This window comes from Ruegeria sp. BG6 (genome assembly GCF_056538465.1).
The window spans coordinates 367,825-394,083 of the sequence record NZ_JBQFTB010000002.1 but is presented as its reverse complement, the minus strand read 5'-3'; the positions used below and the strand labels follow the sequence as shown (position 1 = coordinate 394,083).

Below are 26,259 nucleotides of genomic sequence, written 5' to 3'. Positions count from 1 at the left end.
GCGCGGGTTACCGTGCGCCGCGCAAGTTTCGCAAGACCGCCAGAACGGCGATGAAAATGAACATGACCTCGATCACGATTGCGCCCGGATTTGGCCGATGGATCAGGGAAATCATGACCAGTGATCCGCCCAGAATGTTCCAGGCATTGAAGGGTATCTTGTTTGCGGGAAGTACATTGCATGTCGCCAGATAGTAGACGCACACGATAATTGCCGACCCCAACAGGCCGATTCCGTCAACAAGAGTGAGGTCCTGCAGCAATTCCATATTCGATCTCAGTGGCTGATATCGGCCAGGATACGGTCCATCATCGCGTCACAGGCGCTGAGTTGCCCGAGGTCCAGATATTCGTCCGGCTTGTGTCCTTGCCTTTCCATTGATCCCGGCCCGCAAACGACGGTGGGAATGCCCAACTCGCTGAAAAACCCGGCCTCGGTGCCAAACGCGACCTTGGTGGTCGCGTTGCTTTGCGAAAGCTTCAGGGCATAGCCGATGACGGCATCCGTGTCGGGCACGTCCAGACCGGGATAGGCGTTATATTGTTCGACCTCGACGCGCGCCTCGGGGCATAGGTTTTGATACGCCGCACCAACTCTGTGGGCCGCATCCTGTATCTGGTCGAGGATATCTTTGCCGCGGTCCGATGCCAGATGCCGGTATTCAAAAGTCAGCTCGGCGCGATCCGCCACGATGTTCAAAGCCTTGCCGCCGGACATCATGCCGACGTGAAAGGTTGTGTAGGGAATGGAATATTCCGGGTCGATGTTTCCACTTGCGGCATAGGTTTTTTGCAGGGCGCGCAACTCATTCACGAAATCAGTCGCCAGGTGCAGCGCGTTGACGAATTTCGGCGCCAACGCCGAATGACCACTTTGCCCGTGGCAGACAGCCCGCAATGCTGCTTTTCCCTTGTGACCGACAGCGACCTGCATCTCGGTGGGCTCGCCCACAAAGCAGGCGCGGGGTTGACCCAGCATCGGTGCCAGCCGCTCCAGCATGTGCTGAATGCCAACGCAGCCGACTTCTTCGTCATAGGACAATGCAATCCTGAGCGGCTCGCGCAGGTTCGAGGTGCCCGTGCGGTCGGCCAAAGCCATGACCGAGGCCACATAACCCTTCATGTCCGTTGTGCCGCGCCCGTAAAGCCGGTCACCTTCGCGGGTCAGCCGGAAGGGATCCTTGGTCCAGCTTTGCCCTTCGACCGGAACGACATCCGTGTGCGCGGACAGCAAAACGCCATCTCCGTCTGGTCCCTTTTCGGCATAAAGACCGGTTTTTTCCCCACCGGGGTCGGTGATGCGGTGAACAGCAAAACCGCGCGCCTCAAGAAACGCTTCGACATAGCTGGCCAGTTCAAGGTTCGAGTTCTTGCTGACCGTATCGAAGCTGACCAGCTTTTCCAGAATTTCCAGCGAGGACGTCATACGCTTTGTGCCTGTGATTTGGATGAAAATACCCGTGTTGTGCACAGCCTATACGACCTGCAAAAAACATAAATCCGGGATTGGCGAAGCAGAGGTTAGGATAAAACGAAGCTGATATCAGCCCGCTTTCTGATTGCAGAGACCCGGGAGCGTGCCGGACTTCTCGGCTTGTTCACAATGCTGGACAAAGGCCTTCACCGTGTTGGTCTCATTCTCGGCGCGCGCTGTGAGCAACCCAAGATGCATCGGTCTGAGATCCCCTGCCAAAGGAACGAAGATCAGCTTTTTGCCATCGGGCGACAGCACATTCAGGGGGCGGATATTTGCGATCGAAAATCCGAAGCCATTGGCAACCAGGGACCGCATCACGGACATGTCGGCAGTGCGTTCCCCGATATTCGGTTTGATATTGGCATCCCGGAAGAAAGACAGGAAATACTCACCACTGAATGGCAGGTCCAATAACACCATCGGGCTGTCCTGAAGATCGGGAATCGTCAGCTCTGTGTGGTCGGCCAGCGGGTGGCCTTCACCCAGGACAACATATGGCGGCAGCTTGTGAAGGGGCCGGAATTCCAGATCGGCAGGGATATCCAGATCATAGGTCAGCGCGATATCCAGTTCTGCCCGGCGCAACTGGCTGAAGATTTCCGCCTGATTTAGTTCGCGCTGCTCGATGCGAACGTCGGGGTATGTGATCTCGAATTCCCGCCGCAATCCGGGCAGGACGATCTGCGCAAAGGTCATTAGACAACCCACAGAAAGGATGCCCTGAACCTTGCCGGTGATTTCACCTGCCAGCGTCGCCAGAAGTTCGGCCTCGCGCAGAACGAATTCGGTGCGTTCCATGAACTTGTGCCCGGCCTTGGTCAGTGACAGGCCCCGCGCGTGTTCGCGTACGAACAGATTGACACCGAACTCAAGCTCAAGCTGGGTGATCGCCGCCGAGATCGACGGCGACGAGACATTCAGTTTGTCGCTGGCAGCGGCGATGCTGCCTGCCTTTCCAACGGCCACAAAGTATTCCAGCTGCCGCAGCGTGTATCTGAAAGGCAATGGCGCATCCCCGCGTGGTTGCGGATCAAGCCGTGTACTTGATCCACGTGGTCTTCAAAGCAGTATACTTTTCAAGCGAGTGCAATGACAAATCCCGTCCGAAGCCCGATTGTTTCATGCCGCCAAATGGCGTTTGGGCAGACAGAGCGTCAACGGTGTTAACCGAAACGGTACCGACCATCAACTTGTCCGATACCCGGCAGGCACGGCTGAGGTTGTCGGTCCAGACCGAGGCCGCCAGACCGTAGATCGAGTCATTCGCCATGGCGACCGCCTCATCCTCGCTGTCAAAGGGAATGACCGACAGGACGGGACCGAAGATTTCATCGCGGGCCAGAGGGTTGTCGTGGCTCACGTCGTCAAAGATGGTGGGCTGAACAAAGCAGCCCTTGCCGTCGACGGTGACACGCTCGCCACCTGTCACCAGATTAGCCGATTTCTTGCCTTCTTCGACGAAACGGATAATGCCTTGCGTCTGCTTTTCGTCGACGATGGCGCCCATTTTCGAGGCCGGGTCCAGCGGATCGCCCGGTTGGGTTGCCTGCGCCCGTGCGATCAGCTTTTCGACGAAGGCATCCTTGATCGAGCTTTCGACGTACAGCCGCGAGTTAGCCGAGCAGACCTCGCCCTGATTGAAGAATATTCCAAAGGCGGCCATGTTGGCGGCGGTGTCCAGATCCTCGCAATCTGCAAAGACGAGATTGGGGCTTTTGCCGCCGGTTTCCGGCCAGACCTGTTTCAGGTTCGACTGCCCCGAATACTGCATGAACATCTTGCCGATGGCGGTCGAGCCGGTGAAGGCCAGGCAATCCACATCCATATGCAGACCCAGCGCGCGACCGGCCGTCGCGCCAAAGCCCGGCACGACGTTGAAGACCCCGTCCGGGACACCGGCCTCGGCGGCCAGTTCGGCCAGGCGCAATGCCGAAAGTGGCGATTGCTCGGCCGGTTTCAACACAACCGAGTTTCCTGCGGCCAGCGCGGCGGCGGCTTTCCACGTGGCCATGTCCAGTGGGAAGTTCCATGGGGTAACGGCGCCAACGACGCCAAGGGGGACGCGACGGACCAGTGCCAGATCGCCGGGACCGGTGGGGGCAACCTCGTCATAGACCTTGTCGATGGCCTCGGCATACCACTGGAAGAAATGCGCGGACCCCGGTGCGTCGATGGTGGCGGCATCAGTGACCAGCTTGCCCATGTCGAGGCTGTCCAGCAGCGCCATCTCTTCCAGATTGTCCCGGATCAGATCGGCCAGTTTCAGCATCACCGCCTTGCGGTCCCCCGGTGCCATGCGTGACCAACGGCCATCTTCGAACGCAGCGCGTCCCGCGGCCACGGCCCGGTTGACGTCCTCTTCGTCACATTCCGCAACTTTGGTCAGAACCGCGCCGGTGGCCGGATTGACGCTGTCAAAGGTCTTGCCAGAGGCGGCATCGACGAACGAGCCATTGATGAAGGCCTGCCCCCGAAACGACAGACCGGCGGCACGGGCTTTCCAGTCTTCGTGTGAATAGTCCAACATTCTGTCTCTCCCTGATTACTGGTCGCCGGGAACGCCGTAGGACGGCGCCTCGCGCGGGTCGAGTGCGCGCTGGATGTAGGCGTCCAGTTGTGGCCTGTAGATGTCCCAAGCGGTTGCAACAGCCTCGATGGGACAATCCTCGGTCCAGTCGCAGCGCAGATCGGCCACCGGCCAGCTAACTTTGTCGACAATCTTCAGGCCTGCGGAATGCACCGGACCGGCCTCGCCACCCGCAGCAAGTCCCGCGCGCATCGCGGCAATCAGGCGGTCGCCGATATGGCCCGAGGCCGAAAGGAACCCGTCGACGATGGCCTGCGGAATGCCGTCATTGTCCAGCAGGTTCCCGCCCGATGCGACGTTCTCGGCCTGCGCCTGTGTCCAGATACCAAGGCTGTTCGGGCCGGAGTGAATTGCGGTGCGCCCGGCCGTATCTACAGCCAGCACCTGACGGTATTCGATGAATTTTGCGCTGGCCTTCATGGCCTCGATAGCCTCGGGTGCGGTCTTGCCCTGTTCCATCAGGTCCAGCGTCAGCGGACCAAGGCTGGGGTCGGTCACGTTCTGCGTTGCGACCGCCCCAACTCCGGCGCGGGCAAAGGAACAGCGGGCCGCCACGGCGGGCGACGAGGATGAAATCGCTAAGCCGAACATTCCGGTTTCAGCGCAGCGGGCAACCAATGAAAAAGTCATTCAGGTCTCCTTGAATCACAGCAACCGGACCGCGCGTGAGAGCAAGAAAGGGACGCGGTCCGGTCTGTCGACTGATCGAAACGATCAGTCAGGGATAACGGCGGTGCCGTCGATTTCGACCAGCCATTCCGGACGCGCCAGCGCCTGAACCACCAGACCGGTCGAGACCGGATGAACGCCTTTGATGTATTCGCCCATGGTGCGATAGACGGCCTCGCGGTGGCGGACATCGGTGATGTAGACGACGACCTTGACCAGATGCTCCATCGAGCCGCCGCATTCCTCGATCAGCTGCTTGATGTTCTGCATCACCTTGTGGGTCTGCTCGACCGGGTCGTGACTTTCGATGTTGACCGCATCGTCCAGGTTCTGCGGGCACTGGCCACGCAGGTAGACGGTCTTGCCACCCTGAGTCACAACGGCCTGGCAAAGGTCGTTGTCGAGGTTTTGCTCGGGGTAGGTGTCAGAGGTATTGAATTTGCGGATACGTGTATGCGCCATGTCGGGGTCCTGTCTTCTTACTCTGCTGCGGGGGCAATGATGGCTGCTTCGCCGTCATAATCGGCATAGGCCCGCTGGATCGCGATCTGATCGGCAATGTATTTCGCATCGTGCCAGACGCCCCACAGGAAGGTCGAGCCGCGGCGTGACTGCCAGGGCAGGCCAAGGAAATACACGTCCGGTTCAACCGAAACCCCACGCTGATGGATCGGCGCGCCTTTGTTGTCGAAGGCATTGGCCTTGATCCAGCTGAAATCCTGACGGAAGCCCGTGGCCCAGATGATCGTGGTAATGCCTTCCTTGGTGAAATCGACCGAACCGAGCGGATTGGTCAGGCTGTCGGGATCGGCGAAGGCTTCGCGGGCCTCGGGTTCTTCCGGAAGATCAAGGCCGGTGCGGTCCACATAGGCGTCCGCCAAATCCAGCATTTCGTGATAATTGGCATCGCCAGCGGCCACATTGCGCTGCAAATCGTCGGCGAAGCTCAGAACGCCGTTCTCGAAGCTTTTTGTCATGCCAACCAGGGTAACGCCTTCGTTGCCAAGACGACGGAAATCCATTGTGTGCCCGCCATAGGCACCGCTGACCGAGATGGTCACGTGTTCGGTTCCCGGCTTCATCGCGGCCACGTCCCACAGGCCCAGAACGCCCAACCACCAGACGAAATCCCGGCCTCGATAGCGGCGCGGCGGGCGGTCATGCGGTCCGACCGACAGAAACACCTTGCGGCCGGCCCGGTTCAGCTCATCCGCGATCTGTGCGCCGGATGATCCGGCACCGACGACCATCACGGCACCTTCGGCCAACTGGCCGGGGTTCTTGTAGAAAAACGAGTGAATCTGGTCGACACCTTCCGTTTCCGGCACAATCGGCGGGATCACCGGATGCTGGAAAGCGCCCGTAGCGGCAACAATGCGCTTGGCATGGATTTCACCGGCCGAAGTTTCGACACGGAAGCCGCCCTCGCCGGGCATACGCTCGGCCCTGAGCGCCTCGACGCCTTCGCGGATGGGCGCGTTCACCATTTCGGCATATTCGACAAGATAGTTGGCCACCCGGTCTTTCGAGACAAAGGCATCCGGATCGTCGCCCTTGAACAGCAGGCTCGGGAAACGATCGTGCCAGGCCGGGCCGTTGGCGACCAGAGCATCCCAGCGACCGGTACGCCATGCCTCGGCCGTCCGGTTCTTTTCCAGAATGATATGCGGAACATTGTTGTTTCCCAGATGCTCGCTGAGCGCGATACCGGCTTGACCGCCACCAACAACCAGTGTGTCCGTTTTCTCGATGGGCATGTTTCGTTTCCCTTTGACTGTATCTCGGTCCGACACAAATGGCCGGGCAAACTCCTGGCTGAACTGGATAGGGTCTGACAGATGGTTCCTAATATGGAGGCCCTTGTAATCACCGATTTCGGAGGACGGCGTGCAGTCGTCAAAGTGACCATTGTTCGGGCGACGGTCACTTCGCGATTACAGCTTTCCGTGCCGATCCAGCACGCCTTGCGCGTTTCGTGAGGAACGTCCCACAAGTTGGAATTGGGCGAAATTACTGTCTAGCTTACCCCTAGTTAGGTTTTGGCTAATCTGGCAGGATTTACGCTTGTTTTGATTGCAGTTGGCCGTGATCGGACAGGTACGGTGCGATCAGATAAAACAGCTCTCCCTGCGAAGATATCTGGCATTTCCTGTAAAGCTGCTTGCGTATGACTTTGACGGTTTGCGGGCTGATCCCAAGCGTGAGGCCGATGGAAACAGACGAATGCCCCTGCAGGATCAAAAGTGCGATCTCAGCCTGCCTTGCGCTCAAGCTGATCTCGAGTTCCGAAGTCAGCCGGTGACGCAAAAGATCGACGACATCTTCCGGCGTGTCTGAGCCCTGCGGTCTGAGGTCCGACCAGTTCTGCCTGACCAGAGCGTTTACAACTGGGGCCAACTGCCTTGCCTGTTCAAGATCACGGGATGAAAACCGTGATGCGGTGGTCGCATCCCGCCCCAGACAGACGGTTATCGACACGCCCTGCGTCGGAGACGAGAAGAATGCGATCTCGTCGGCGAGCGTGGTGCGTTGATAGTAGGATTTGTAGTACTCGTTGCGATGAAACTGGTCCGGGGCAATGTCGCTTAGTCGGTACATCCCATCTGCCGCGTCTGCCGCGTGCAGGGAATAGAACGGGTCCAGCAGGTAGGCGCCCGTTACATAATGGCTGTTCATACGTTCAAAAACGCGCTTCTCGCTGGCTTGGGTCAGAAAGACCTCTGGTTGTTGGCTTTTGAAAAAAGCGACGATGGTCATGTTATCGATACGCAGGCAGGCGCCGAGCCAGTTTTGCAATCGCCGGGCAAACCCGGTGGTACCTATGGACAGGATTGTGTCTGCCAGAAGCTCTGGCTTGGGCATGTGGTCCACGGCGCTATACCTCTTTGGGGGTATATACCCCCTCGTGATCCGTGATCTACCATGATTGTCGAAATAAGGGGGTATATCCAGCGCGAAATACGCTCTGACCATCAGAATTTCGGCCCGCCACAGGGCAATACCGCCAGATGCCTAAGGGAGATCCAGCAATGCGCGATCCACGCTATGATGTTCTGTTCGAACCGATGAAGATTGGCCCGCTGACCGCCAAGAACCGCTTCTATCAGGTGCCGCACTGCAATGGCGGCGGCTATCGTGATCCTTCGGCTGCTGCTGCGATGCGGGGTATCAAGGCCGAGGGCGGCTGGGGCGTGATCTTTACCGAACAGTGCGAGATGCACCATACCTCGGAGATCACGCCGTTCATCGAATTGCGTTTGTGGGAAGACAAGGACATTCCGCAACTGCGCAAGATGTCCGAGAAAATGAAAGAACATGGCGCGCTGGCCGGGATCCAAATGGCCTATTCGGGCATCAACGGGCCGAACCTTTACACGAAAGAGGTACCGCTGGCACCGACCGCATTGCCGATCCGGACGTTCACCAACGATCCGGTTCAGGCGCGCGCACTGGACAAGCAGGACATCCGGGACCTGCGCCGTTGGTTCGTGAATGCGGCCAAACGGTCGCAGGATGCCGGATTTGACCTGATCTGCCTGTATGGCGCGCACGGGTTCGGGATTTTTCAGCACTTCCTGAGCCGGGCGACCAACCAGCGCAGCGATGAATATGGCGGCTCTCTGGAAAACCGGGCCCGGTTCAGTCAGGAAGTCATCGCTGACATGCGCGACGCTGTGGGCGACAAGATGGCGATCACGCTGCGGGTGTCGCTGGACGAAACCATCGGCGAACTTGGCTTCTCGAACGCCGAGGTGCGCGACTATGTCGAGATGAACAAGGATCTGCCCGATCTCTGGGATCTGGCGCAGGGCACATGGGAAGATTGCTCGGGCCCGTCGCGGTTCAAGGAAGAGGCGGCGCAGGAACATCTTGTGCGCGGCATTCATGAACTGACAGACAAGCCCATCGTCGGGGTAGGGCGGTTCACTTCACCGGATGTGATGGCCAGGATGATCAAGTCCGGAACGCTGGATTTCATCGGCTGCGCCCGCCCATCCATTGCCGACCCGTTCCTGCCGAAGAAGATCGAGGAAGGCCGGATCGACGACATCCGCGAATGCATCGGCTGCAATATCTGCATCACCGGCGACATGACCATGTCGATCAGCCGCTGCACCCAGAACCCGACCTTCATGGAGGAATGGCGCAAGGGCTGGCATCCCGAGAAGATGAACGAAAAGGGCGACAGCTCGAACGTGCTGATTGTTGGCTCTGGTCCTGCGGGACTTGAAGCGGCCTGGGCGCTGTGCCGCCGCGGATACGATGTGGCCGTGGCCGAAGCGCGGGACGTGATCGGTGGACGTGTCACCCGCGAACGCGCGCTGCCGGGGCTCAGCGCCTGGGGGCGTGTCGTGGACCACCGGGAATACCAGTTGCAACAGCGCCCGAACGTGGAGATCTACCGAGAGAGTGAGCTGGATGCCGACAGCATTCTTGAGTTCGGATTCGAAAACGTCTGTATCGCGACCGGATCCACATGGCGTCGCGACGGTGTTGCCCGTCAGCATGTCGTGCCAATGCCGATTGCAGATGGCGCCAAGGTCTATACGCCTGACGACCTGATGGATGGTACGATCCCTTCGGGCCGCGTGGTGGTGTATGACGACGACCACTACTACATGGGCGGCGTGCTGGCCGAGTTGCTGGCCAGAAACGGAGCGCTTGTCACGCTTGTCACGCCGTCAGCCTATGTCAGCGACTGGACGAACAACACGCTGGAACAGATCGCAATCCACCCGCGACTGGTCGAAGCGGGGGTCGAAATCGTGCTCAATCAGGGTGTGGCGGAAATCCACGCCGATCATGTGGTATCGAACTGTGTGTATACGGACCGCACCTGGAAGATCGAAGCCGATGCCGTCGTAATGGTCGCATCCCGGCTTGAGAACAACGGCGTCTACAACGCCCTGAAGGCGAAAGAGACCGATTGGGACGAGGCAGGCATCAAGTCCGTCAAGCTGATCGGAGACGCCAACGCGCCGGGGCCGATTGCATGGGCGACCTATGCCGGGCATCGATACGCACGCGAGCTGGACGGGCCGGATATTGGGGACGCCTTGCCCTTCCGCCGCGAGATCACGGAACTGGCAACGGATTGAGATTGGCGTAGGTTTGTTTGCCGCCACTCATCGGGCGATGGAGGACCTGAGGCAAAGCGACCTAAGCTGAGCCGATTGGCCTTCGTCGCCTTCCGCTTTTCTCGGGGCTTACCCGGTCCTGGCATCGCAGATGTGAAGCGACTCGGGCAACTGTGGTAGTCTGTGATCATCTGCGGGAAAACTCGGGAGGAGAAGATGTCAGTTCTGGACACCGTTAAAGCGCTCGATGCGGCAATCATTGAAGGGATCAACGCAAAGGATGCCGGCAAGGCAACCGCACCCTATGCCGAAGACGGCGCGATCATGCCGCCGGGCGCACCGACCATGTCAGGTCACACCGCGATCCGCGAGTACTGGCAGGCCGCAATCGACGGAGGTCTAAGCAACGTCGTGGCCAACCCGACCGGGGCGCATGTCAGCGGAGATTTTGCCGTCACCATGGGAACATTGACGGGCTCGATGGGAGGGCAGGACCTCTCAGGGAAGTACATTCTCTACTTCCAGAAAGGCAACGACGGCTGGAAGGTTCAGCGCGACATCTGGAACTTCGACGCCTGAACCAAGCAGTGCGGTTATTGTTCGTCACTTGCATGAAGCTGTCGTGATGTTCGTCAGTCGGCTTTGATCACTGGTTCCAAGGCGGCCTGAATATCCGCGCAGAAAGCCGCCACCGGCGGGTTCGAAAACGTGAGAGACCGATGCAGAGTTTCATGTCATCGGGCGGAATGGCGTGTTTCCTTCCAGGCATTTCGCACACGGAAATTGTCACTTGGTTTCATTTCTCTGCGGTGCCTTCCCTGCAGCCATGACTTTGTGAGATAACTCCTCCAAAACACGGTATTAGCTCAGCTGATTTCAGTATTGTTTTGGGTTTCCGCACCGACTGTGGGAGGAAGACATAATGAAGAATTTTACACGCCGTGCCGCGCTGGTCGGTGCCGGTGGTTTGGTGGGATGGGGATTGGCAGGCCTGTTTCGGGCGGAGTTGCCCACCTATGCAGGTGCAAACCGCATCGTCGCGCCGACCGGGGAGAACTACCTGAACGATGCAAGCGGTCTGTCGGCGACGCCGATCCACAAACATCTGCGGATTTCAGAGGGCGATCAGGAACTGGTTGCGGTGATCCGGCGAGAAATGTCACAGGCGCGTGCAGAAAGACGGCCCCTGAACGTCGGCGCGGCGCGTCATTCCATGGGGGGGCAAGCGATCCCGCGTGATGGCACGGCCATGACTTTTGACAATGCACGTATCGAACTGGATACGATCAATCAAAGCTATCGCGCCCATGCAGGCGCGCGGTGGTCGGATGTTATTGCGGCGCTCGACCCCCAGGGATGGTCGCCCAAAGTGATGCAATCCAACAATGACTTCGGCCTCGCCGCGACCTATTCGGTCAATGCGCATGGTTGGCCGGTGCCGTTCGGACCGATGGGATCCACTGTGCGGTCCCTGCGGATGGTGTTGCCGTCCGGCGATCTGGCGACCTGTTCACCAACCGAAAACACCGATCTGTTCAACCTAGCGATGGGGGGATACGGCCTTATCGGAGTCATTGTGGACATGGAGATCGAGATGGTCAGAAATGCCCGGCTGTCTCCGACATTTGATGTGATGGAAACCGGCGAATTTGCCGACCGTTTCAAGGCGGCAATCATGGATCCGGCAGTGACGATGGCCTACGGGCGGCTGAATGTGGAACGCGAGTCGTTCTTTCAAAAGGCGCTGTTGATCACCTATCGCGAGACAGAAGATCAAAACGATCTGCCGGCGGCCTCCGGTTCCGGATGGATGGCCCATGCGGCCAGCCGGATTTATCGCGCCCAGCTTGGCAATGAGACGTTCAAATCCTTCCGCTGGTGGAATGAAACCAGAGTTGGCCCGGCTCTGGGGTCAGGTGAGGTGACGCGCAACTCGCTGATCAATGAACCGGTGGTGACACTGGATGATCGCAACCCCGACCGGACGGACATTTTGCACGAGCATTTCGTCGGGTTTGACGCTTTCGACAGCTTTGTCGAGGCCTGCCGCGAGGTGATCCCGGCCTCGTATCAGGAGTTCCTGAATGTGACCCTTCGGTATGTGGCGCAGGACGATCAGTCCGTGCTGTCCTTTGCCCGTGTGCCGCGGATTGCTGCCGTCATGTCCTTCAGTCAGGAGCTGACCCAACGCGGTGAAGCGGATATGGCGCGCATGACCCGCGCGTTGATTGACCGGATCGTCGGGATCGGTGGGGCCTATTACCTGCCTTACCGCCCGCACGCCAAAATCGATCAGTTGACCGGCGCTTACCCGCGGGCAGAGGAATTTGCGAAAGCAAAGCGGGAACTGGACCCCGATCTGGTGCTGCGCAACAATCTTTGGGATCAGTATCTGGGGCAGTTATGAGCAATCTGCAAAAACTGTGTTTGGGGTATTTCGTGGCGCTCATGATCGCGGCGTCGCTGAACTATATCCCGGGCCTGACGGATGACGATGGGCTGGTTTTTGGCATCTTTGCGCTGGATATCTACGACGATGCACTGCATGTGGCTTCGGCCCTGTGGGCGCTGATCGCGGGGCTACTTTCACATCGGGCGGCGCGGACATTTCTGATCCTGTTCGGGCTGGCCTATCTGGGGGATGGGATATTCGGCATCTTCACCGGCTACGGGTTCCTTGATCTTGGAATATTCACCAACGCATCGCTGGGCACCGATTGGTCGCTGCCGCGGTTCCTTGCGAACCTGCCGCATCTGGCATTGGGCGGAATCGGCGTCTGGGCCGGGTTTCGCGGCGGAGCCGAGCGCGGGTGAGGCGGCTGTGGCGATACTGCAAATGGCTGTTTCTGGTGGTGGTGATCTGCGTTGCGGGATTGCTGTCGCCGATTGCCTATGTGGAAATCATGTGCCGGGGGTCGGGCCAGCCTGCCGCCTATGAGGCGCTGATCGATCCCGCCTTTCACCGACCCGAAACCCGGACCCTGATGACCTATCCGGAATGGCACATCGTTCATGCTTACGAGGATTACGCCACGGTCATCCAATCCGGTGATCCGCATGAGTACGGATATTTTCGCGCTGTCGGAGGGTTCTGGTCTTCGCTTTGCGCGCTGAGTGCTGCTGCAAGTTCCCATGGCGCGGTTGATGGCGCGACCAAGCAAATGGTCTATGTGATCGGGGTCAGTTTTTTCGCCGAATTGCTGCTCAAAGCCGCCTATGAGGAAACCTTTGGCCGGGTTTTCGCGGCGCTGCGCGGACAGACACGGGCGCCTTTGGATGATCTCTCGGCCAGCCAAGCCGCTGGCTATGCCAGGTTTTTGCAGCAGGTTCCGTGGTACAAATGGCGGTTTCGCGAGGATCGGGCTGATTTGAACGAACAGGCCACGGACAATTTGCGGGACCGTGAGCGGCGGATCGCCCTGGGGATCGAATACGGGGTCAAGGCCGCCTATGCGGATGTGATCGCCGATGCGGTGGCGCAGGTGGGTCAGGATGAACCGACCCTGCGGATGATTGTTGAAAATGCGGACCGTTCCCTGCTGGACAAAGAGGAGGGTGTTCATGTTCTGGCGGAGCATCCGCAGGGGATCGAAGTGGAAACTCCCCGATACCGCGCGTTGACCCTTCTGCTGCAACGCTGGGCGCGTGAGGGAGTGGATTTCGTAGAGATCGCAGGGAATGACGGCATCCTGTTCACAGTTCTGTCCGGTGATCCGGACATGGACGGCGCGATCTACAGTCGGTCACGGCAAGGGTCTGGCGATTACCGGCATCTGATGGTGGTGAAGGTTTCCGAATTGGCCGACCGGATCCGTGCATTAGATTTAGGAGAGCAGAAGCTGGAGCATATCCATGACTACTAGGTCTGTCCTGATTGCAATCCCTTCAATGCTGATCGGCTGGCTGGTCGTCATGCTGGTGACGGCCCTGTTGACGGACGAGGCCCCGGCCTATGTCGTCTTGTTCCCGACCGACGGGTTTCTGCAGTCCCTTCCGAACGAAATATCGATGATCTCAGCTTCAGTTGTCAGCGTTACACTCACGTCCGAGCAGGATGGCTTCGTGCCACTATTGTATCGGTCGGGGGCCTGGATAGTGCTGCCTGCGGGATTGACAGGCTGCTTGCCCATGCCGAAGGCAGATTGAGCAAGGCCCGCCTGGGATCACGAGGTCGTCTTGTCTTACTGGGCAAGAACCATTCAAACAGTTCGGGAAAAACGAGTGCTGGCAGTTGTTCCCCTGACAATGCATTCCAGTTCACAGCAGAGTCTGAAAGGCTCTGGTTCATCCGAGGTTATGTAGTCGGTGAACCTTTCACCGGCGAGCTTGCCGATGGTTTCGGCGGGGATTCGAATGGTGGTGAGCCCCGGTTCGACATCTGCGGATCCCTTGAAATCCCCGATACCGATGATCGAGAGGTCATCAGGAACCTTCAAACCTAGGCTCTGGGCCGCAAACAAAGCGCCCTGCGCGATGACGTCATTTCCGCAAAGCAGGGCCGTGGGACGAGAATGTTCCGTCAAAAGCGTCAGGGCGGCCTGTTTGGCCTGAGACACACTGTACGGAGCTTCCGACTCATGCTCGCTCGGGATGGATACACCCATTTCCTCAAGTGCATCATGCACGGCGGACAGCCGGTTTTGCGCACGGTCATTGCCGGTCGTTTTGGGGAAGATCAATCCAATGTCCCGGTGCCCCAAGGCCAGCAGGTGCTCGGTCGCAAGACGTCCTGCCAGTCGATTGTCTGCCCCAACACAGGGAAGGGCGGAATCCTCGGAATAGTTCCAGATCGCAAGCGCCGGGATTTTCTGCTGTTCGATCAGTCGGGCGGTGGCATCGGAATGTTCCAACCCAACCAGTGCCACGCCGTCGACGCGATGTTCCAGCAGCTTGCGAACCATGGCGTATTCCCGATCCAGGTCATACCCGTGCGACGCCAGCAAGAGACTGAAGCCGGCCTTGTCGATTGAATCCGAAAAAGCCTGAATGACTTCGGCAAAAATGGCGTGGTTGATTGTTGGCACCACCAGGCCGATTGTGCCCGACCGTTTTCCATGCATCGTCTGAGCCGCGCGGTTGCGGATGTAGCCCAATCGCTGAACGGCCCGGTTGATCTTTTTCCGAGTCGCAGGGTTGACCAGACTGGGGTGGTTGAAGGTGCGGGAAACGGTCGAGGGTGAAACTTTTGCGGCCTTTGCAACGGCCACGATATCCACCTTATCTTTTTGAAATTTAGCCATAAAACCCTCTCGCATAGTCGATTTTATGAAAACATTTGCAATACTATTTTCATCGCCTAACCTGATTTGTCAACAAAAGTAAAAGTGTGAACCGACGGGTTGGGAGGCCCTGAATGGAATTCATTTACTACTTCGGAGATGTGTTCACGCCGCTCTCGTTCCTGTTGCTTTTGGGTGGCACGATCGGCGGGTTGATCCTTGGGGCGACGCCGGGCCTGTCACCCACGATGGCGGTTGCGTTGCTGATCCCGTTCACCTTCCAGCTTGAGGCCGCGCAGGGCCTGATCCTGCTGGGCGCTGCCTATACCTCGACCGTTGCGGGCGGCGCGGTCAGCGCCATTTTGCTGAAAATCCCCGGAGCGCCTGCCAATATCGCCACGACGCTGGACGGGCACACCATGGCGAAACAGGGACAGGGTGCGCGGGCGCTGCAATTGTCCTTTCTCGCCTCGGCCGTCGGCGGGATATTTGGCGTTTTGCTTCTGATCTTCCTGACCCCGGTTCTGGCGAAATGGGCGCTGGCCTTTGGTCCGTCGCACCTGTTCTGGCTGGCCATTCTGGGTGTCACGGTGATCGGAACGCTGGATTCCGCGTCGGTTGTCAAAGGGTTGCTGTCGGGTTGCATCGGGCTGTGGCTTGCGACCATCGGCTTCGACGACATCATGGGCGCGCAGAGGTTCATTTTTCATCCCGCCTTGGGTGGCGGCATCAACATCATTGCCGCCCTGATCGGACTTTTCGCAATCCCGCAGGTTCTGACGATGTTCGCCAAAGGGCGCCACAATGCCGGAGCCGAGGTCATCGAGGTGCAGCGCCACTCGATAATGGCCGCCTTCCGGGAGTTGTTCAGCCGCACGCGGGCCCTGAGCATCGGCACACTGACAGGTTCGATCATCGGCCTGATCCCGGGTGTCGGTGGGCAGATCGCGGGCCTTGTGGCCTATGACCAGACCAAGAAGTTCTCATCCGAAAAAGACAAGTTCGGGACCGGTCATTCCGAGGGCGTCATTGCCGCGGAATCCGCCAACAATGCCATGGTCGGCCCGTCTCTGGTGCCGCTGCTGACCCTTTCGATCCCCGGAAGCCCCACTGCTGCGGTGCTGCTGGGCGGATTGCTGATCCACGGCATCTTCCCGGGATCAGACCTGTTCGACAACCACCCGGACGTGGCATGGACCTTCATCAACTCGATGCTGATCGGGCAGGTACTGATGTGCATCTTTGGCCTTTACGTTGCCGGTCTTGCAGCCCGTGTCGCGCAGGTGCCGCAATCGGTGATGGCTGCAATCGTCCTGGCGCTGTCCGTTTTCGGAGCATACTCGGTTCAGGGTTCGATGGGTGACGTCTATGTCATGGCCTGTCTGGGGATCGGCATGTTCTTTCTGGAACGGTTCGGTTTTTCCGCCGCGCCACTGGTTTTGGGCCTGATCCTGGGACCCATCGCCGAAGCCAACTTCATTCAGGGCGGAATGATTGCTGACGCCACCGTGGGCAAGGCCGCATACTTCCTGAGTGGCGGGTTGAACCTGTTCCTGATCGCCATTGTGCTGGCCTCGGTCGCTTATTCGGTTTGGATGGAGCTGCGCCACCGTCGCTACACCACCAAAGAGGAGGCACAGGCATGAACCGTTCGCAGCATGTATTCGGATCAGGTCTTGTCTTTGCGGTCGGCCTTTGGGTGACCTGGGTCAGCTACACCCAGCAACCGGCCGAGGCGTTCCTGTTCCCGCGTCTGATCGCAACCGTTTTTGTGGTTCTGGCCGGATGGACGTTCGGCAAGGCAGTCATGGGATTGTCCAAGGTTGGCAACGGCGTCACGCGCACGATGTTTGTCAACATGCTGCCGGGTCTGATCGTGACGCTGATCTACGTGTTCTGGGCGGCCAAGTCGCTGGGTTTTTACACCGCGACAACAATCGCCTTCTTCATTCTGTTGTCGATCTATGACCCGGCGCCGCATTCGGACGTCAAAAGCTGGATCCGGCGCGGGATCATCACGGGCGTCTTCGTGGCAGTGATGTACGGCCTCTTTTCCATGCTTCTCAACGTCTACACGCCAAGGGAAATTCTGTTCTGACCGCGCAAACAGCGGAAGAACCAAATCAGGGAGGAAACGCAAAATGAAACGATTGATAGCCGGGGCGGCTTTGGCCCTTATGAGCCTGACGGGTGCGGCGGCGGCCGAGGACTATCCCGAGCGGCCGATCATGATGATGGTCAGCTACGGGGCTGGCGGCGCGACGGACTTTCAGGCGCGGATCGTGACCATGACCGCCGGAAACGAGGACGCGCTGGGAATGCCCATCGCCATCATCAACAAGCCCGGCGCGGGTGGCCGCGTGGGCTGGAACTGGTTCGCCACACAGGCGGATGCAGACGGCTATACGCTGGCGGCCTACAATGTTCCGCATTTCATCGCCCAGTCGATCAAGGGTGGCGTGGAATACTCGACCGACAGCTTTGAACCCATCGCGAACTGGGGCGCGGACCCGGCGGTATTTGTCGTGGGCGCCGACAGCCCGTTCAACTCGATGGAGGATGTCATTGCCTATGCCAAGGAAAACCCGGGCAAGCTGACGGTATCCGGTGCCGGGTTGTTTGTGGGCCACCACATCGCGGCGCTGCAAATCGACAAGGCAGCCGGAACCAAGATGGCCTATATCCCGACCAAGGGTGGCGGTGCGGCGGCCATGAAGGCCGTGATTGCCGGTGAGGTCATGGGCGGCATCAACAACCTGTCCGATGCATTCCGCGCGCAGGAAGCGGGCAATGTCAAAATTCTGGGTGTCGCCGATCTTGAGCGCAACGCGTTTCTGCCGGATGTTCCAACGATGATGGAACAGGGGCTGGACGTGGACAACTCTTCGGTCAATTTCCGGGGTGTGATGGTGCCAAAAGGAACACCGCCCGAAGTGATCGAGAAGCTGGCCGCGACAGTACCTGAGATGTTTGCCAATTCGCGCGTCGCCAAGAAGATGGAGGCCGGCGGGTCGCCCATGCACATCATGACCCGTGACGAGGTGATCGAGATGTGGGGCCAGCGTCAACAAACACTGAACGAACTGCTGGCCGGTCTCTGACCCGGACATTCTAAAACGGGGCGGAACAGGTCCGCCCCGGTCAATCTATCGAGGACCAAGATGAACGCTCAGGACGGGATTGCCCCCGAAATTGCCGAAGTGGACCGGATCGTCGAACGGGCGCGTGCCGCTCAGTCTGCGTACGAAGCCAGTGGTAGTCAGGCGCTATATGACAAAGCGGCACTTGCAGCGGGATGGGCCATCATGGAACCGGAACGCAACCGGGCCCTTGCCGAACTGGCCGTGGAAACCACCGGCCTGGGTAATGTGCCCGACAAGATCACCAAAAACCACCGCAAGACGCTCGGGTTGCTGCGCGATATAGCCGAAGCCAATACGCACGGAATTGTCAGCGATGATCCGGTAACAGGTATCACCGAGATCGCGCGCGCCATCGGCGTGATTGGTGCGGTTGTGCCGTCGACCAACCCTGCCGCGACGCCGGCCAACAACATCATCAACGCACTCAAGGGTGGCAATGCCATCGTGGTTGCGCCGTCCCCCAAAGGTGTTGCGTCCTGTGAATTGCTGCTTGGCTACATACATGCCGAATTCGACAAGCTTGGGCTTAATCGCGATCTGGTGCAGATGCTGCCTGCGCCCGGGTCAAAGGCCAAGACACAACGGTTGATGGAGGCTGTTGACCGGGTGATCTGCACCGGAAGCCAAAACAACGTTCATCGCGCACAATCCTGCGGTACGCCGGCGGTGGCCGTTGGGGCTGGCAATGTCACGGTGATTGTCGACGAGACTGCCGATCTGCAGGCCGCAGCGGAAAAGACTACCGCTTCGAAATGTTTCGACAACGCGACCTCCTGTTCGTCCGAGAATGCGGTGGTCGTGGTGGATGCAGTCTATGACGCTTTCGTTGCGGCGATGGCAGCCGAGGGTGGTGCCCTGGTCCGTTCCTCGGAAGCAGGTGATATCATCGCCCGGCTCTGGCCCGATGGTCATCTCAGCCGTTCCGTCATCGCGCAGGACGCGGACAAGATGCTTGAAGCGCTGGGCATGGCGGGCAAGGTGCCCGAGGGAACTCGATATCTGGCAGTTGAGACTGACGGGATCGGCCCGGATCATCCCCTTTCCGGAGAAAAGCTTAGCCGGGTACTCGCGCTCTATCGCGCGGCAGATTTCGAAGAGGCCCGGACAATCACCGCCCGCATTCTGGCACATCAGGGGGCAGGGCATTCGATTGGCATTCATACAACGGACGACGCGCGCGCGATCGGGTTGGGCCGGGATCTGCCGACCTGTCGTGTTATCGTAAACCAGGCGCATACCTTTGCCACCGGCGGTAGCTTTACCAACGGGATGCCTTTTTCCCTGTCGATGGGCTGTGGCAGCTGGGGGGGAAACTCCATCGACACAAACCTGCATTGGCGGCATTTCATCCAGACCACCAAAGTCGTGCGTGAAACTCCGCCGCGGGAGCCCGCGCTGGAAGAGATTTTCGGAAAGTACTGGTCGGAGGCCGGGCAATGATCGACCCGCCCAAAGGAACCCTCCGTGACTGGCTGGACAAACGGGCAGCCGAGGGCGGAACCGGTTTCGTTTTTCCGGATGGCGCGAGCGACCTGAGCTGGCCCGAGCTGCGCGAAACAGCGCAAAGAATTGCGGTCATGTTGACCGGGTTAGGTGTCGAAAAAGGAGAGAGCGTCGCCATCCTTTATCCCAATTGCCGCGAAGCGCTGGAGGTCCTTTTCGGCGTCCTTTACGGCGGGTTCCGGGCGACGATGATAAACCTCGTCGCGGGGGACAGCGCGGTGGCCTATGCGCTGGACCACAGCGGTGCGCGCTATGGTTTTGTGCACCCCGAACAGGTGGATTTGTTTGAACGTACGGCCGACCCAGCGAAAATAACCGCGTTGAGAACTTCAGATGCGAAAGATGCCGATGGCGATCTGCACGACCTTTCGCCGGGCGATCACGCGCTTCTGATGTACACGTCCGGAACAACAGGGCGCCCAAAAGGCGTCGTTCACACCCATTCCAGCCTGTTGGCGGGCGGCTGGACCACGGTGGTTGCACATGAGCTGTCCGAAGCTGATCGCGGGTTTTGCGTTCTGCCAATCTACCACATCAACGGCCTGTGCGTGACGGTTATGGGAACGCTTGTCTCTGGCGGATCATTGGCCATGTGTGAACGATTTTCCGCCAGCCGGTTCTGGGAAAACCTTGGGAAGGCCGAGGCGACATGGTTTTCGGTGGTTCCGACCATCATTTCCCACCTGCTGCATTCCGATACAAAACCGGATGCGCCGACCCGCCATCGTGTGCGTTTTGGCCGTTCTGCATCTTCCGCTTTGGCGCCGGACGTGCAGCGTGCGTTTGAAAACCGTTTCGAAATCCCGATTGTCGAGACCATGGGGCTTACGGAAACCGCCGCGCAGATACTGTCCAATCCGTTGCCGCCCGGCATTCGCAAAATCGGATCACCGGGTATCCCTTTTGGAAATGAGGCGGATATTTTTGACAAGAACCTCCGGCCCGTACCACGCGGAGCAGAGGGCGAACTGGTCATACGCGGTCCGAATGTCATGCTGGAATATCTCCAGAACCCTGACGCAACCGCAGGCACATTTACACCCGATGGCTGGCTGCGGACCGGAGACCTCGCCCGTATGGATGAGGATGGCTACGTCTATGTCACCGGCAGGCTGAAGGAACTTATCATCAAAGGGGGCGAAAACATTGCGCCGCGCGAGATTGACGAGGTGCTTTATTCTCATCCCGATGTTGTCGAAGCCGCCGCCTTCGCCCGACCTTGTGCCAGCTATGGTGAGACTGTCGAGGCGGCGGTGAAAATTCGCGAAGGTTCCGCTTTGACGCCACTGGAATTGTCCAGGCTTTGCAATGCTCAGTTGGGCCATTTCAAGTCGCCCGATGAAGTTCATGTTTTGCAGGACCTGCCAAAGGGGCCATCCGGAAAAATCCAGCGAAACAAGATCCTCGAAATGATCAATGAAGAGACCAGCAAAAGGTCTGTTTGACATGCAGGTCGGGTGATCGAGTTTCATGCCGCTATCGGCTAACTCTGTTCCCAGATCGTGCTGCCGGCGCGTGGGTGCCAGCAGATCGGAAAATTCGAGCTCTGAAAAGTAAAACTAGCGCCAGCTCGTAGGCCCACTTTCGACGTAATCTGCGCGGTCACGGCCTGTGAAGCGTTGTTATACCGTTCGCTTTCGGTAATGAGTTGTCCGACCCGGCCAATATGGGGATCGGCTTCGGGTAAAAAGAGCGCTGGATCCTGCGACGTGTCGGTGTGGCCGACGGTGCGGGCGTTGTTTACACCCCATTTTCTACGCAAGCCGTTTCAGCCGGTTGGAAAGAGGCCTGTGCAATCCCCAAAAACCCACACAGTTATCGCGCAAACAAACAAAATCAGTACTTTTCACTTGTGTTGGAGAGAATTTGTGGGTTTATTATGGGGATTGATCGCGAAATGTGGGATTTTGATGCCGCAAATTGGCTATAGTCATAACCTTCAGGAACGGAGGGTTAGCTTGCCCGGATCACTGCAAAGCCATGATTTCTTCGAAGGGTCTGGCATTGTGCGTGGCACAAGATGGTGCGCCGAACAACAGGACCCTATCAACAAGCGGGCAAAGATTGCGGGCCCGGTTGTGAAAAACGTTCCAAGTGGCGTGGGATCGGACCTTCGGCGGGTTCTTTCGCAGTTGTTGTTTCACTAAGCCAAGACTCCAAAAGTAAACAGGACAGAAACGGATGCTGAATCCAAAGAACTCTCAAACGATCGAAACGGCAGAATTGGTGTCACACGCGATGAAGATAGCCGAATTGGCCAACAAGGCGGCACGGGGGTACTTTCGCGGCAGACTTGGTGTTGAGTTCAAGTCCGACGAAAGCCCGGTGACGCAGGCCGACAAGTGTGTCGAGGCGCAGGTTCGGGCCTACCTGGAACAACACTTTCCGGATCACGGCATCTTTGGAGAAGAACATGGGTTTGAAGGGCAGAACCGCCGCGAAGTCTGGATTATTGATCCGATCGACGGCACCCGGTCTTTCCTGTCGGGGCATCCGCTTTTTGGATTTCTGCTTGGGCATCTGATCGATGGTAAGCCGGATATCGGAGTGATCGGCATGCCTGCGATAGATGAGGTTTTCATTGGTGTATCCGGTCAGGGCGCGACAATGAACGGCAAGGAGATCGCGACTTCGAACCAGACGCGGTTGGATCAGTCCATCCTGTTTGTGAACGAAGGGGATAAGATCTATCGTGATCATCCGGCGTTATTCGCCAAGCTGATGCAGTCCGGTCAGACCAGGCGGTTCGCCTATGACTGCTACCCGCACGCGCTTCTTGCGGCGGGGCATGTGGACGCAGTGATAGACTATGATCTGCAACCTTATGACTTTCTGCCAGTGCTGGCGGTGATCGAGGCCGCAGGTGGGGTGATGACGGGCTGGGATGGTAAACCACTCGACCTGAATTCGGATGGTCGGGTGATTTCGGCGGCGACGCTCGAGCTGCATGCGGAAATGCTGGAAATGGTGAACGGATAGGATCATGGCGATTGTAAGCTTCCTCATCAGTCTGGCCGGAGCCACGATGTTGCTGCTTTACGCGGTGCGAATGGTGCGCACCGGGATCGAGCGCAGCTACGGGGCCTCTTTCCAGCGGGTCATGACGGGCCAGCGCAGCTATGTGCAGGCATCAATGGTCGGTCTTGCAATGGCGGTGGTCCTGCAAAGTTCAGCCGCAGTTGCACTGCTGACATCCGGTTTTGCCGCAGGCGGTTTTCTGGCTTTTCCAACCGGTCTCGCGATTGTGCTGGGGGCCGATCTTGGGTCGGCGCTCATTATCCAGGTCCTGTCCTTCAAGTTGGACTGGCTGGTTCCGTTGTTGCTGGCGATTGGCGGGTATCTCTTCGTCAAGACCGAGTCCAAAAAGCCCCGGCAACTGGGTCGCATCCTGATGGGTGTTGCGTTCATTCTGATCTCATTGCGCTTTCTGCGCGAGGCGATGGATCCGATCCGGGACAGTGCTTTTCTGCCTGCCGTCGCAGAATATCTGGCCCGAGATTACATAACCGCATTCTTGGTCGGCGGAGCGCTGGCCTTTGTCATGCATTCATCGGTCGCGGCGATCCTGATGTGTGTGACACTGGTTCAGATTGGCGCAATTCCGTTTGCCGCCGGACTGTCGCTGGTGTTGGGGGCGAATTTCGGCTCGGCCTTCATACCGGTTTGGTTGACCCGGGGGATGGAAATGCCAGCCAGGCGCATTCCGTTCGCCAATCTCGCGTTGCGTGGCAGTTGGGCCGTGGTCACCCTGTTTGCAGCTACTGCGGCTTTGCGTGCGGGTGTTTTGGGAGATCTGCAAGGCGGGCAGATGCTGGTCAATGCGCATCTGGCGTTCAACGCCTCGTTGCTTGTGTTGGCTTTGCCGTTCTGCGGACGTTTGCGTGCTCCGTTCGAACGGCTTTTTCCGGAACCGAAATCAGCCGAGGCGATGGTCCAGCCGGGCCGTCCGACCAGCGCGCTGGATATGCGCGATAGCGGCAGCCCCAGTCAGGCGCTTTCAAGTCTCAAGCGCGAGCTGTTGCGGATGAGCGATCTGGTCGAGTCGATGTTCAGGCCGTCGCTGGAGTTGTACCGCAGCGGTGACAAGGAGCAGATACGTGCTGTTCGGCTGGTGGATGAAGACGTGAACGACTGCTTGTCGGGCATCCGGAAATACGTGGCCGCCATTTCAGCCGAAGAGTTCGGCAGGCAAAACGCCAAGGTGGCCCGGGACCTGATGGAATACGCAATTCGTCTGGAAACCGCAGGCGATGTCGTTGCCAAGCGACTGACCGTTCTGGCCGCCGACATGCGCAAAAAAAGGGCCTCATTCTCGAAAGAGGGATGGTCGGAACTGGTCGAAATGCACGAAGGCATCCTGGCCAATCTGAAATTGGCCTCAAATGTGTTGATCTCGGACGATCTGGAAAGCGCCCGCCTGTTGAGCCTTGAAAAAACCGAGATCAAGCGGGCTGAGCGTGACAGTCGCAAACGCCACCTCAGACGTTTGCAGCATGGCAGCACGGAAAGTTTTGAGACCAGCGACATCCATCTGGAGACATTGCGCGCGTTCCGGGAGTTCAACAGTCACATCGCGGCCGTGGCTTATCCGATCCTGTATCGGAACGGACAATTGCTTGAAACGCGCCTGATCGAAGAAATGCCGCGGATGGAAAAGGATGCGGACACAGAGGCCGATGGATGACAGCACCGGTCGATGGCGGCTTCCGCGCCTTTTGCAGGACCTCAACGACAGCCCCGGCGGAAACGCCATCAATCTCACAAACCTCTTCAAAGCCGCGTTGTGATCTGAAACGGACCCCGCACGTTTGTTTCGGATTCATAGGCGCGTAACAGCGAAACAGAGCCGAACCAAAGGGCGGTCAAGCTGACACTCGACTTGTAGCTAAAGAACAAAGCGAGGCCCGGTGAACGAATTTGTTGGTATATGAGGATGCCCGAACAAAAAGGCGGAAATTGTCACAGAACAATTACTTGCAACGTGGAACTTTAGGCGAAACTGTGGTGAAATTTGATGATGGCTGACGACAGCGAAAACATCCCCCATCGCGGCCGAGAGCTGCTTGATGTGCTGGCGCGGCTGGGAGGCTCGGCGCGCAATACACAGATTGCGCAGGTCATGGACGTTTCGGAAGAAACTGTTCGTCGACTGGTCAAAGGCCTGGCAAAGAAAAACATGGTTGAAAGGGTGCACGGCGGGACCTTTCTGTCGCGTGCGCAGGATACACCAATGTTTTCCGGGGCGCTGGAACTCAACGCGGAAGAAAAGACGCTTATCGCGAAAAAAGTCAGTCAGATTGTCGAGGACGGCATGGTGCTGTTCCTTACGGTGGGGTCAACCATGACGCATGTCGCCGAGCAATTGCGCGACCGGAAAAATTTGACCGTGGTCAGCAATTCGCTGTCGGTTGTCGCATCGCTGGCTGATCACAACGGAACGCGTGCGGTTCTGGCCGGGGGAGAGGTAATTCGATCCGAACGCGGCAGTTTCGGTCGTGCCGCCGAGCAGCTTGCCTGCCAGTACAGCTATGACGCGGTAATTTGTGGCGCGGATGCCCTGTCGCTTTCCGGAGGGGTTCTTGCGCTAAACCCGCTGGAGGCTGAACTGACGCGCGCGTTGCATAACAACACCCGGCGCATGATCGTTGCGGTGGATCACACGAAGTTCGGAGAGAGAGCGGCCAATGTGGCCTGTCGGTTTGACCAGGTCACCGATCTGGTGACCGATGCTGCACCGCCCGAACCTTTTGCCGCGGCTTTGAAGGATGCTGGGGTCAAAATTCACATCACATCTCGCCGGGGTGGCAAAAAGAAGAAGAAAGGTAGCGGTGGCGCGATCACCTGACCTGTTACGCGATCAAAGGAAAACGAAAGCGCGCTTGCCTATGGGAGACAATAACAGACACTCCTGATGTCAGTTGTGGCCGTTGCCGAAAGCGCCGACAGAGATTTGGCAGGCAACGAAGGTGAGCCGGGTTGGAGACCTGCATGCCTGACAACCTGCCGGTCATCGGATCGGCCGCGGATACGCCGCGCGCCTTTCGCGCTTTCAGGATTTCAACGCATGGATTACAGATGGCTCCTGTCGTAGAGCAGGTTCTGGCGGATTTGATGACTGGCGGAGCAGGCCGTTTCAATCTATCGCCCTTCCGCATTGATCGATTTGACCGCAAGGTCCCTTGATGGAGAGATCCGACATGACAATCACCCGTATCGAAACCGGCCAACGCATGAGCAAGGTCGTCAAGCACAATGGTGTTGCCTATCTGTGTGGGCAGACTTCGGATGCGGCCACTGTGGCGGATCAGACCCGCGAAATCCTGGCCAAGGTCGAGGATCTGCTGGCCAAAGCGGGCAGTGACAAGACGCGAGTTCTACAATGCACGATCTGGCTCGCGGACATGGCAGATTTTGCCGAGATGAACGAAGTCTGGGATGCCTGGGTACCGGCGGGCCACGCTCCGGCCCGCGCGTGCGGCGAAGCCAAACTGGCGCGCGATGTTCTGAAGGTCGAGATGATCGTCACCGCTGCCTGCGACTGATTTATCAATCAAACCGTCTTGCCCAGACCATAAGGCATGAAG

General features: G+C 58.4%; 25 protein-coding genes. 16 read left to right on the top strand and 9 right to left on the bottom strand.

Translation table 11 applies throughout. The features are described 5' to 3' along the window. Positions 1 to 7: 7 nt before the first annotated feature. The 8 genes from ACR0JW_RS06695 to ACR0JW_RS06660 form a co-directional block, all read right to left on the bottom strand. A complete protein-coding gene (locus ACR0JW_RS06695; protein WP_170611560.1) occupies positions 8 to 268 on the bottom strand; it encodes a CBU_0592 family membrane protein in 261 nt (86 codons plus the stop codon). Between the two features lie 8 nt (positions 269 to 276). Next, on the bottom strand, positions 277 to 1,425 hold the full coding sequence (gene argE / locus ACR0JW_RS06690; protein WP_480713724.1) for an acetylornithine deacetylase: 1,149 nt from the start codon (positions 1,423 to 1,425) through the stop codon (positions 277 to 279). Between the two features lie 117 nt (positions 1,426 to 1,542). Next, entirely contained in the window at positions 1,543 to 2,481 is a 939-nt protein-coding gene (locus ACR0JW_RS06685; protein WP_170679199.1) for a LysR substrate-binding domain-containing protein, read from the bottom strand. 25 nt (positions 2,482 to 2,506) lie between these two features. Next, the gene (locus ACR0JW_RS06680) at positions 2,507 to 4,003 is read right to left on the bottom strand and encodes an aldehyde dehydrogenase (protein WP_170679197.1); all 1,497 of its coding nucleotides are present in this window, start codon (positions 4,001 to 4,003) and stop codon (positions 2,507 to 2,509) included. A 15-nt stretch (positions 4,004 to 4,018) separates the two neighbouring features. Beyond that, a complete protein-coding gene (locus tag ACR0JW_RS06675; protein WP_170679195.1) occupies positions 4,019 to 4,693 on the bottom strand; it encodes a DUF1028 domain-containing protein in 675 nt (224 codons plus the stop codon). A gap of 84 nt (positions 4,694 to 4,777) precedes the next feature. Continuing rightward, entirely contained in the window at positions 4,778 to 5,194 is a 417-nt protein-coding gene (locus tag ACR0JW_RS06670; protein WP_170611570.1) for a RidA family protein, read from the bottom strand. A 17-nt stretch (positions 5,195 to 5,211) separates the two neighbouring features. Further along, positions 5,212 to 6,489: a flavin-containing monooxygenase gene (locus ACR0JW_RS06665; RefSeq protein WP_170611572.1), complete on the bottom strand. Its 1,278-nt coding sequence runs from the start codon at positions 6,487 to 6,489 to the stop codon at positions 5,212 to 5,214. A 301-nt stretch (positions 6,490 to 6,790) separates the two neighbouring features. Continuing rightward, entirely contained in the window at positions 6,791 to 7,594 is an 804-nt protein-coding gene (locus ACR0JW_RS06660; protein ID WP_480713723.1) for a helix-turn-helix transcriptional regulator, read from the bottom strand. Positions 7,595 to 7,761: 167 nt separating this feature from the next. Here ACR0JW_RS06660 and ACR0JW_RS06655 point away from each other — a divergent pair, with 167 nt between their 5' ends. From ACR0JW_RS06655 to ACR0JW_RS06630, 6 genes are all read left to right on the top strand, one after another. Continuing rightward, positions 7,762 to 9,831, top strand: coding sequence for an oxidoreductase (locus tag ACR0JW_RS06655; protein WP_170679192.1), 2,070 nt, complete (start codon positions 7,762 to 7,764; stop codon positions 9,829 to 9,831). A gap of 195 nt (positions 9,832 to 10,026) precedes the next feature. Then, complete coding sequence (locus ACR0JW_RS06650) at positions 10,027 to 10,389, top strand: nuclear transport factor 2 family protein (RefSeq protein ID WP_170679190.1); 363 nt, start codon at positions 10,027 to 10,029, stop codon at positions 10,387 to 10,389. 343 nt (positions 10,390 to 10,732) lie between these two features. Then, the gene (locus ACR0JW_RS06645; protein WP_480713722.1) at positions 10,733 to 12,217 is read left to right on the top strand and encodes an FAD-binding oxidoreductase; all 1,485 of its coding nucleotides are present in this window, start codon (positions 10,733 to 10,735) and stop codon (positions 12,215 to 12,217) included. Continuing rightward, on the top strand, positions 12,214 to 12,624 hold the full coding sequence (locus ACR0JW_RS06640; RefSeq protein ID WP_170824740.1) for a DUF4383 domain-containing protein: 411 nt from the start codon (positions 12,214 to 12,216) through the stop codon (positions 12,622 to 12,624). Before ACR0JW_RS06645 ends, ACR0JW_RS06640 begins: the two co-directional genes overlap by 4 nt. Next, the gene (locus ACR0JW_RS06635; protein WP_170679184.1) at positions 12,621 to 13,673 is read left to right on the top strand and encodes a hypothetical protein; all 1,053 of its coding nucleotides are present in this window, start codon (positions 12,621 to 12,623) and stop codon (positions 13,671 to 13,673) included. The genes ACR0JW_RS06640 and ACR0JW_RS06635 overlap by 4 nt, the downstream gene beginning before the upstream one ends. Then, on the top strand, positions 13,663 to 13,956 hold the full coding sequence (locus ACR0JW_RS06630; protein WP_170679182.1) for a hypothetical protein: 294 nt from the start codon (positions 13,663 to 13,665) through the stop codon (positions 13,954 to 13,956). The genes ACR0JW_RS06635 and ACR0JW_RS06630 overlap by 11 nt, the downstream gene beginning before the upstream one ends. Before the next feature lie 53 nt (positions 13,957 to 14,009). Here ACR0JW_RS06630 and ACR0JW_RS06625 read toward each other — a convergent pair whose 3' ends face one another. After that, positions 14,010 to 15,050 carry a LacI family DNA-binding transcriptional regulator gene (locus ACR0JW_RS06625; RefSeq protein WP_170824742.1) on the bottom strand — a complete coding sequence of 347 codons (1,041 nt, stop codon included), beginning with the start codon at positions 15,048 to 15,050 and terminating at the stop codon, positions 14,010 to 14,012. A gap of 113 nt (positions 15,051 to 15,163) precedes the next feature. On the opposite strand from ACR0JW_RS06625, the gene ACR0JW_RS06620 reads away from it, so the two are divergent. The 10 genes from ACR0JW_RS06620 (at position 15,164) to ACR0JW_RS06575 (ending at position 26,217) form a co-directional block, all read left to right on the top strand. Next, on the top strand, positions 15,164 to 16,675 hold the full coding sequence (locus tag ACR0JW_RS06620; RefSeq protein WP_152459976.1) for a tripartite tricarboxylate transporter permease: 1,512 nt from the start codon (positions 15,164 to 15,166) through the stop codon (positions 16,673 to 16,675). Beyond that, positions 16,672 to 17,127: a tripartite tricarboxylate transporter TctB family protein gene (locus ACR0JW_RS06615; RefSeq protein WP_170679178.1), complete on the top strand. Its 456-nt coding sequence runs from the start codon at positions 16,672 to 16,674 to the stop codon at positions 17,125 to 17,127. The genes ACR0JW_RS06620 and ACR0JW_RS06615 overlap by 4 nt, the downstream gene beginning before the upstream one ends. A 43-nt stretch (positions 17,128 to 17,170) precedes the next feature. Beyond that, positions 17,171 to 18,130: a tripartite tricarboxylate transporter substrate binding protein gene (locus tag ACR0JW_RS06610; protein WP_170679177.1), complete on the top strand. Its 960-nt coding sequence runs from the start codon at positions 17,171 to 17,173 to the stop codon at positions 18,128 to 18,130. 60 nt (positions 18,131 to 18,190) lie between these two features. Beyond that, on the top strand, positions 18,191 to 19,612 hold the full coding sequence (gene sauS / locus ACR0JW_RS06605) for an acylating sulfoacetaldehyde dehydrogenase (RefSeq protein WP_480713721.1): 1,422 nt from the start codon (positions 18,191 to 18,193) through the stop codon (positions 19,610 to 19,612). Then, on the top strand, positions 19,609 to 21,120 hold the full coding sequence (locus ACR0JW_RS06600) for a class I adenylate-forming enzyme family protein (protein ID WP_480713720.1): 1,512 nt from the start codon (positions 19,609 to 19,611) through the stop codon (positions 21,118 to 21,120). Before sauS ends, ACR0JW_RS06600 begins: the two co-directional genes overlap by 4 nt. A gap of 736 nt (positions 21,121 to 21,856) precedes the next feature. Beyond that, entirely contained in the window at positions 21,857 to 22,654 is a 798-nt protein-coding gene (locus tag ACR0JW_RS06595) for an inositol monophosphatase family protein (protein ID WP_480713719.1), read from the top strand. Positions 22,655 to 22,658: 4 nt separating this feature from the next. Beyond that, positions 22,659 to 24,359: a Na/Pi cotransporter family protein gene (locus ACR0JW_RS06590; RefSeq protein ID WP_480713718.1), complete on the top strand. Its 1,701-nt coding sequence runs from the start codon at positions 22,659 to 22,661 to the stop codon at positions 24,357 to 24,359. Between the two features lie 333 nt (positions 24,360 to 24,692). Continuing rightward, positions 24,693 to 25,520, top strand: a complete 828-nt coding sequence (locus ACR0JW_RS06585; RefSeq protein WP_170619659.1) for a DeoR/GlpR family DNA-binding transcription regulator — start codon at positions 24,693 to 24,695, stop codon at positions 25,518 to 25,520. Positions 25,521 to 25,663: 143 nt separating this feature from the next. Next, the gene (locus ACR0JW_RS06580) at positions 25,664 to 25,858 is read left to right on the top strand and encodes an FAD-binding oxidoreductase (protein ID WP_170611600.1); all 195 of its coding nucleotides are present in this window, start codon (positions 25,664 to 25,666) and stop codon (positions 25,856 to 25,858) included. A gap of 14 nt (positions 25,859 to 25,872) precedes the next feature. Then, on the top strand, positions 25,873 to 26,217 hold the full coding sequence (locus ACR0JW_RS06575; RefSeq protein WP_170611602.1) for a RidA family protein: 345 nt from the start codon (positions 25,873 to 25,875) through the stop codon (positions 26,215 to 26,217). Positions 26,218 to 26,259: the final 42 nt, after the last annotated feature.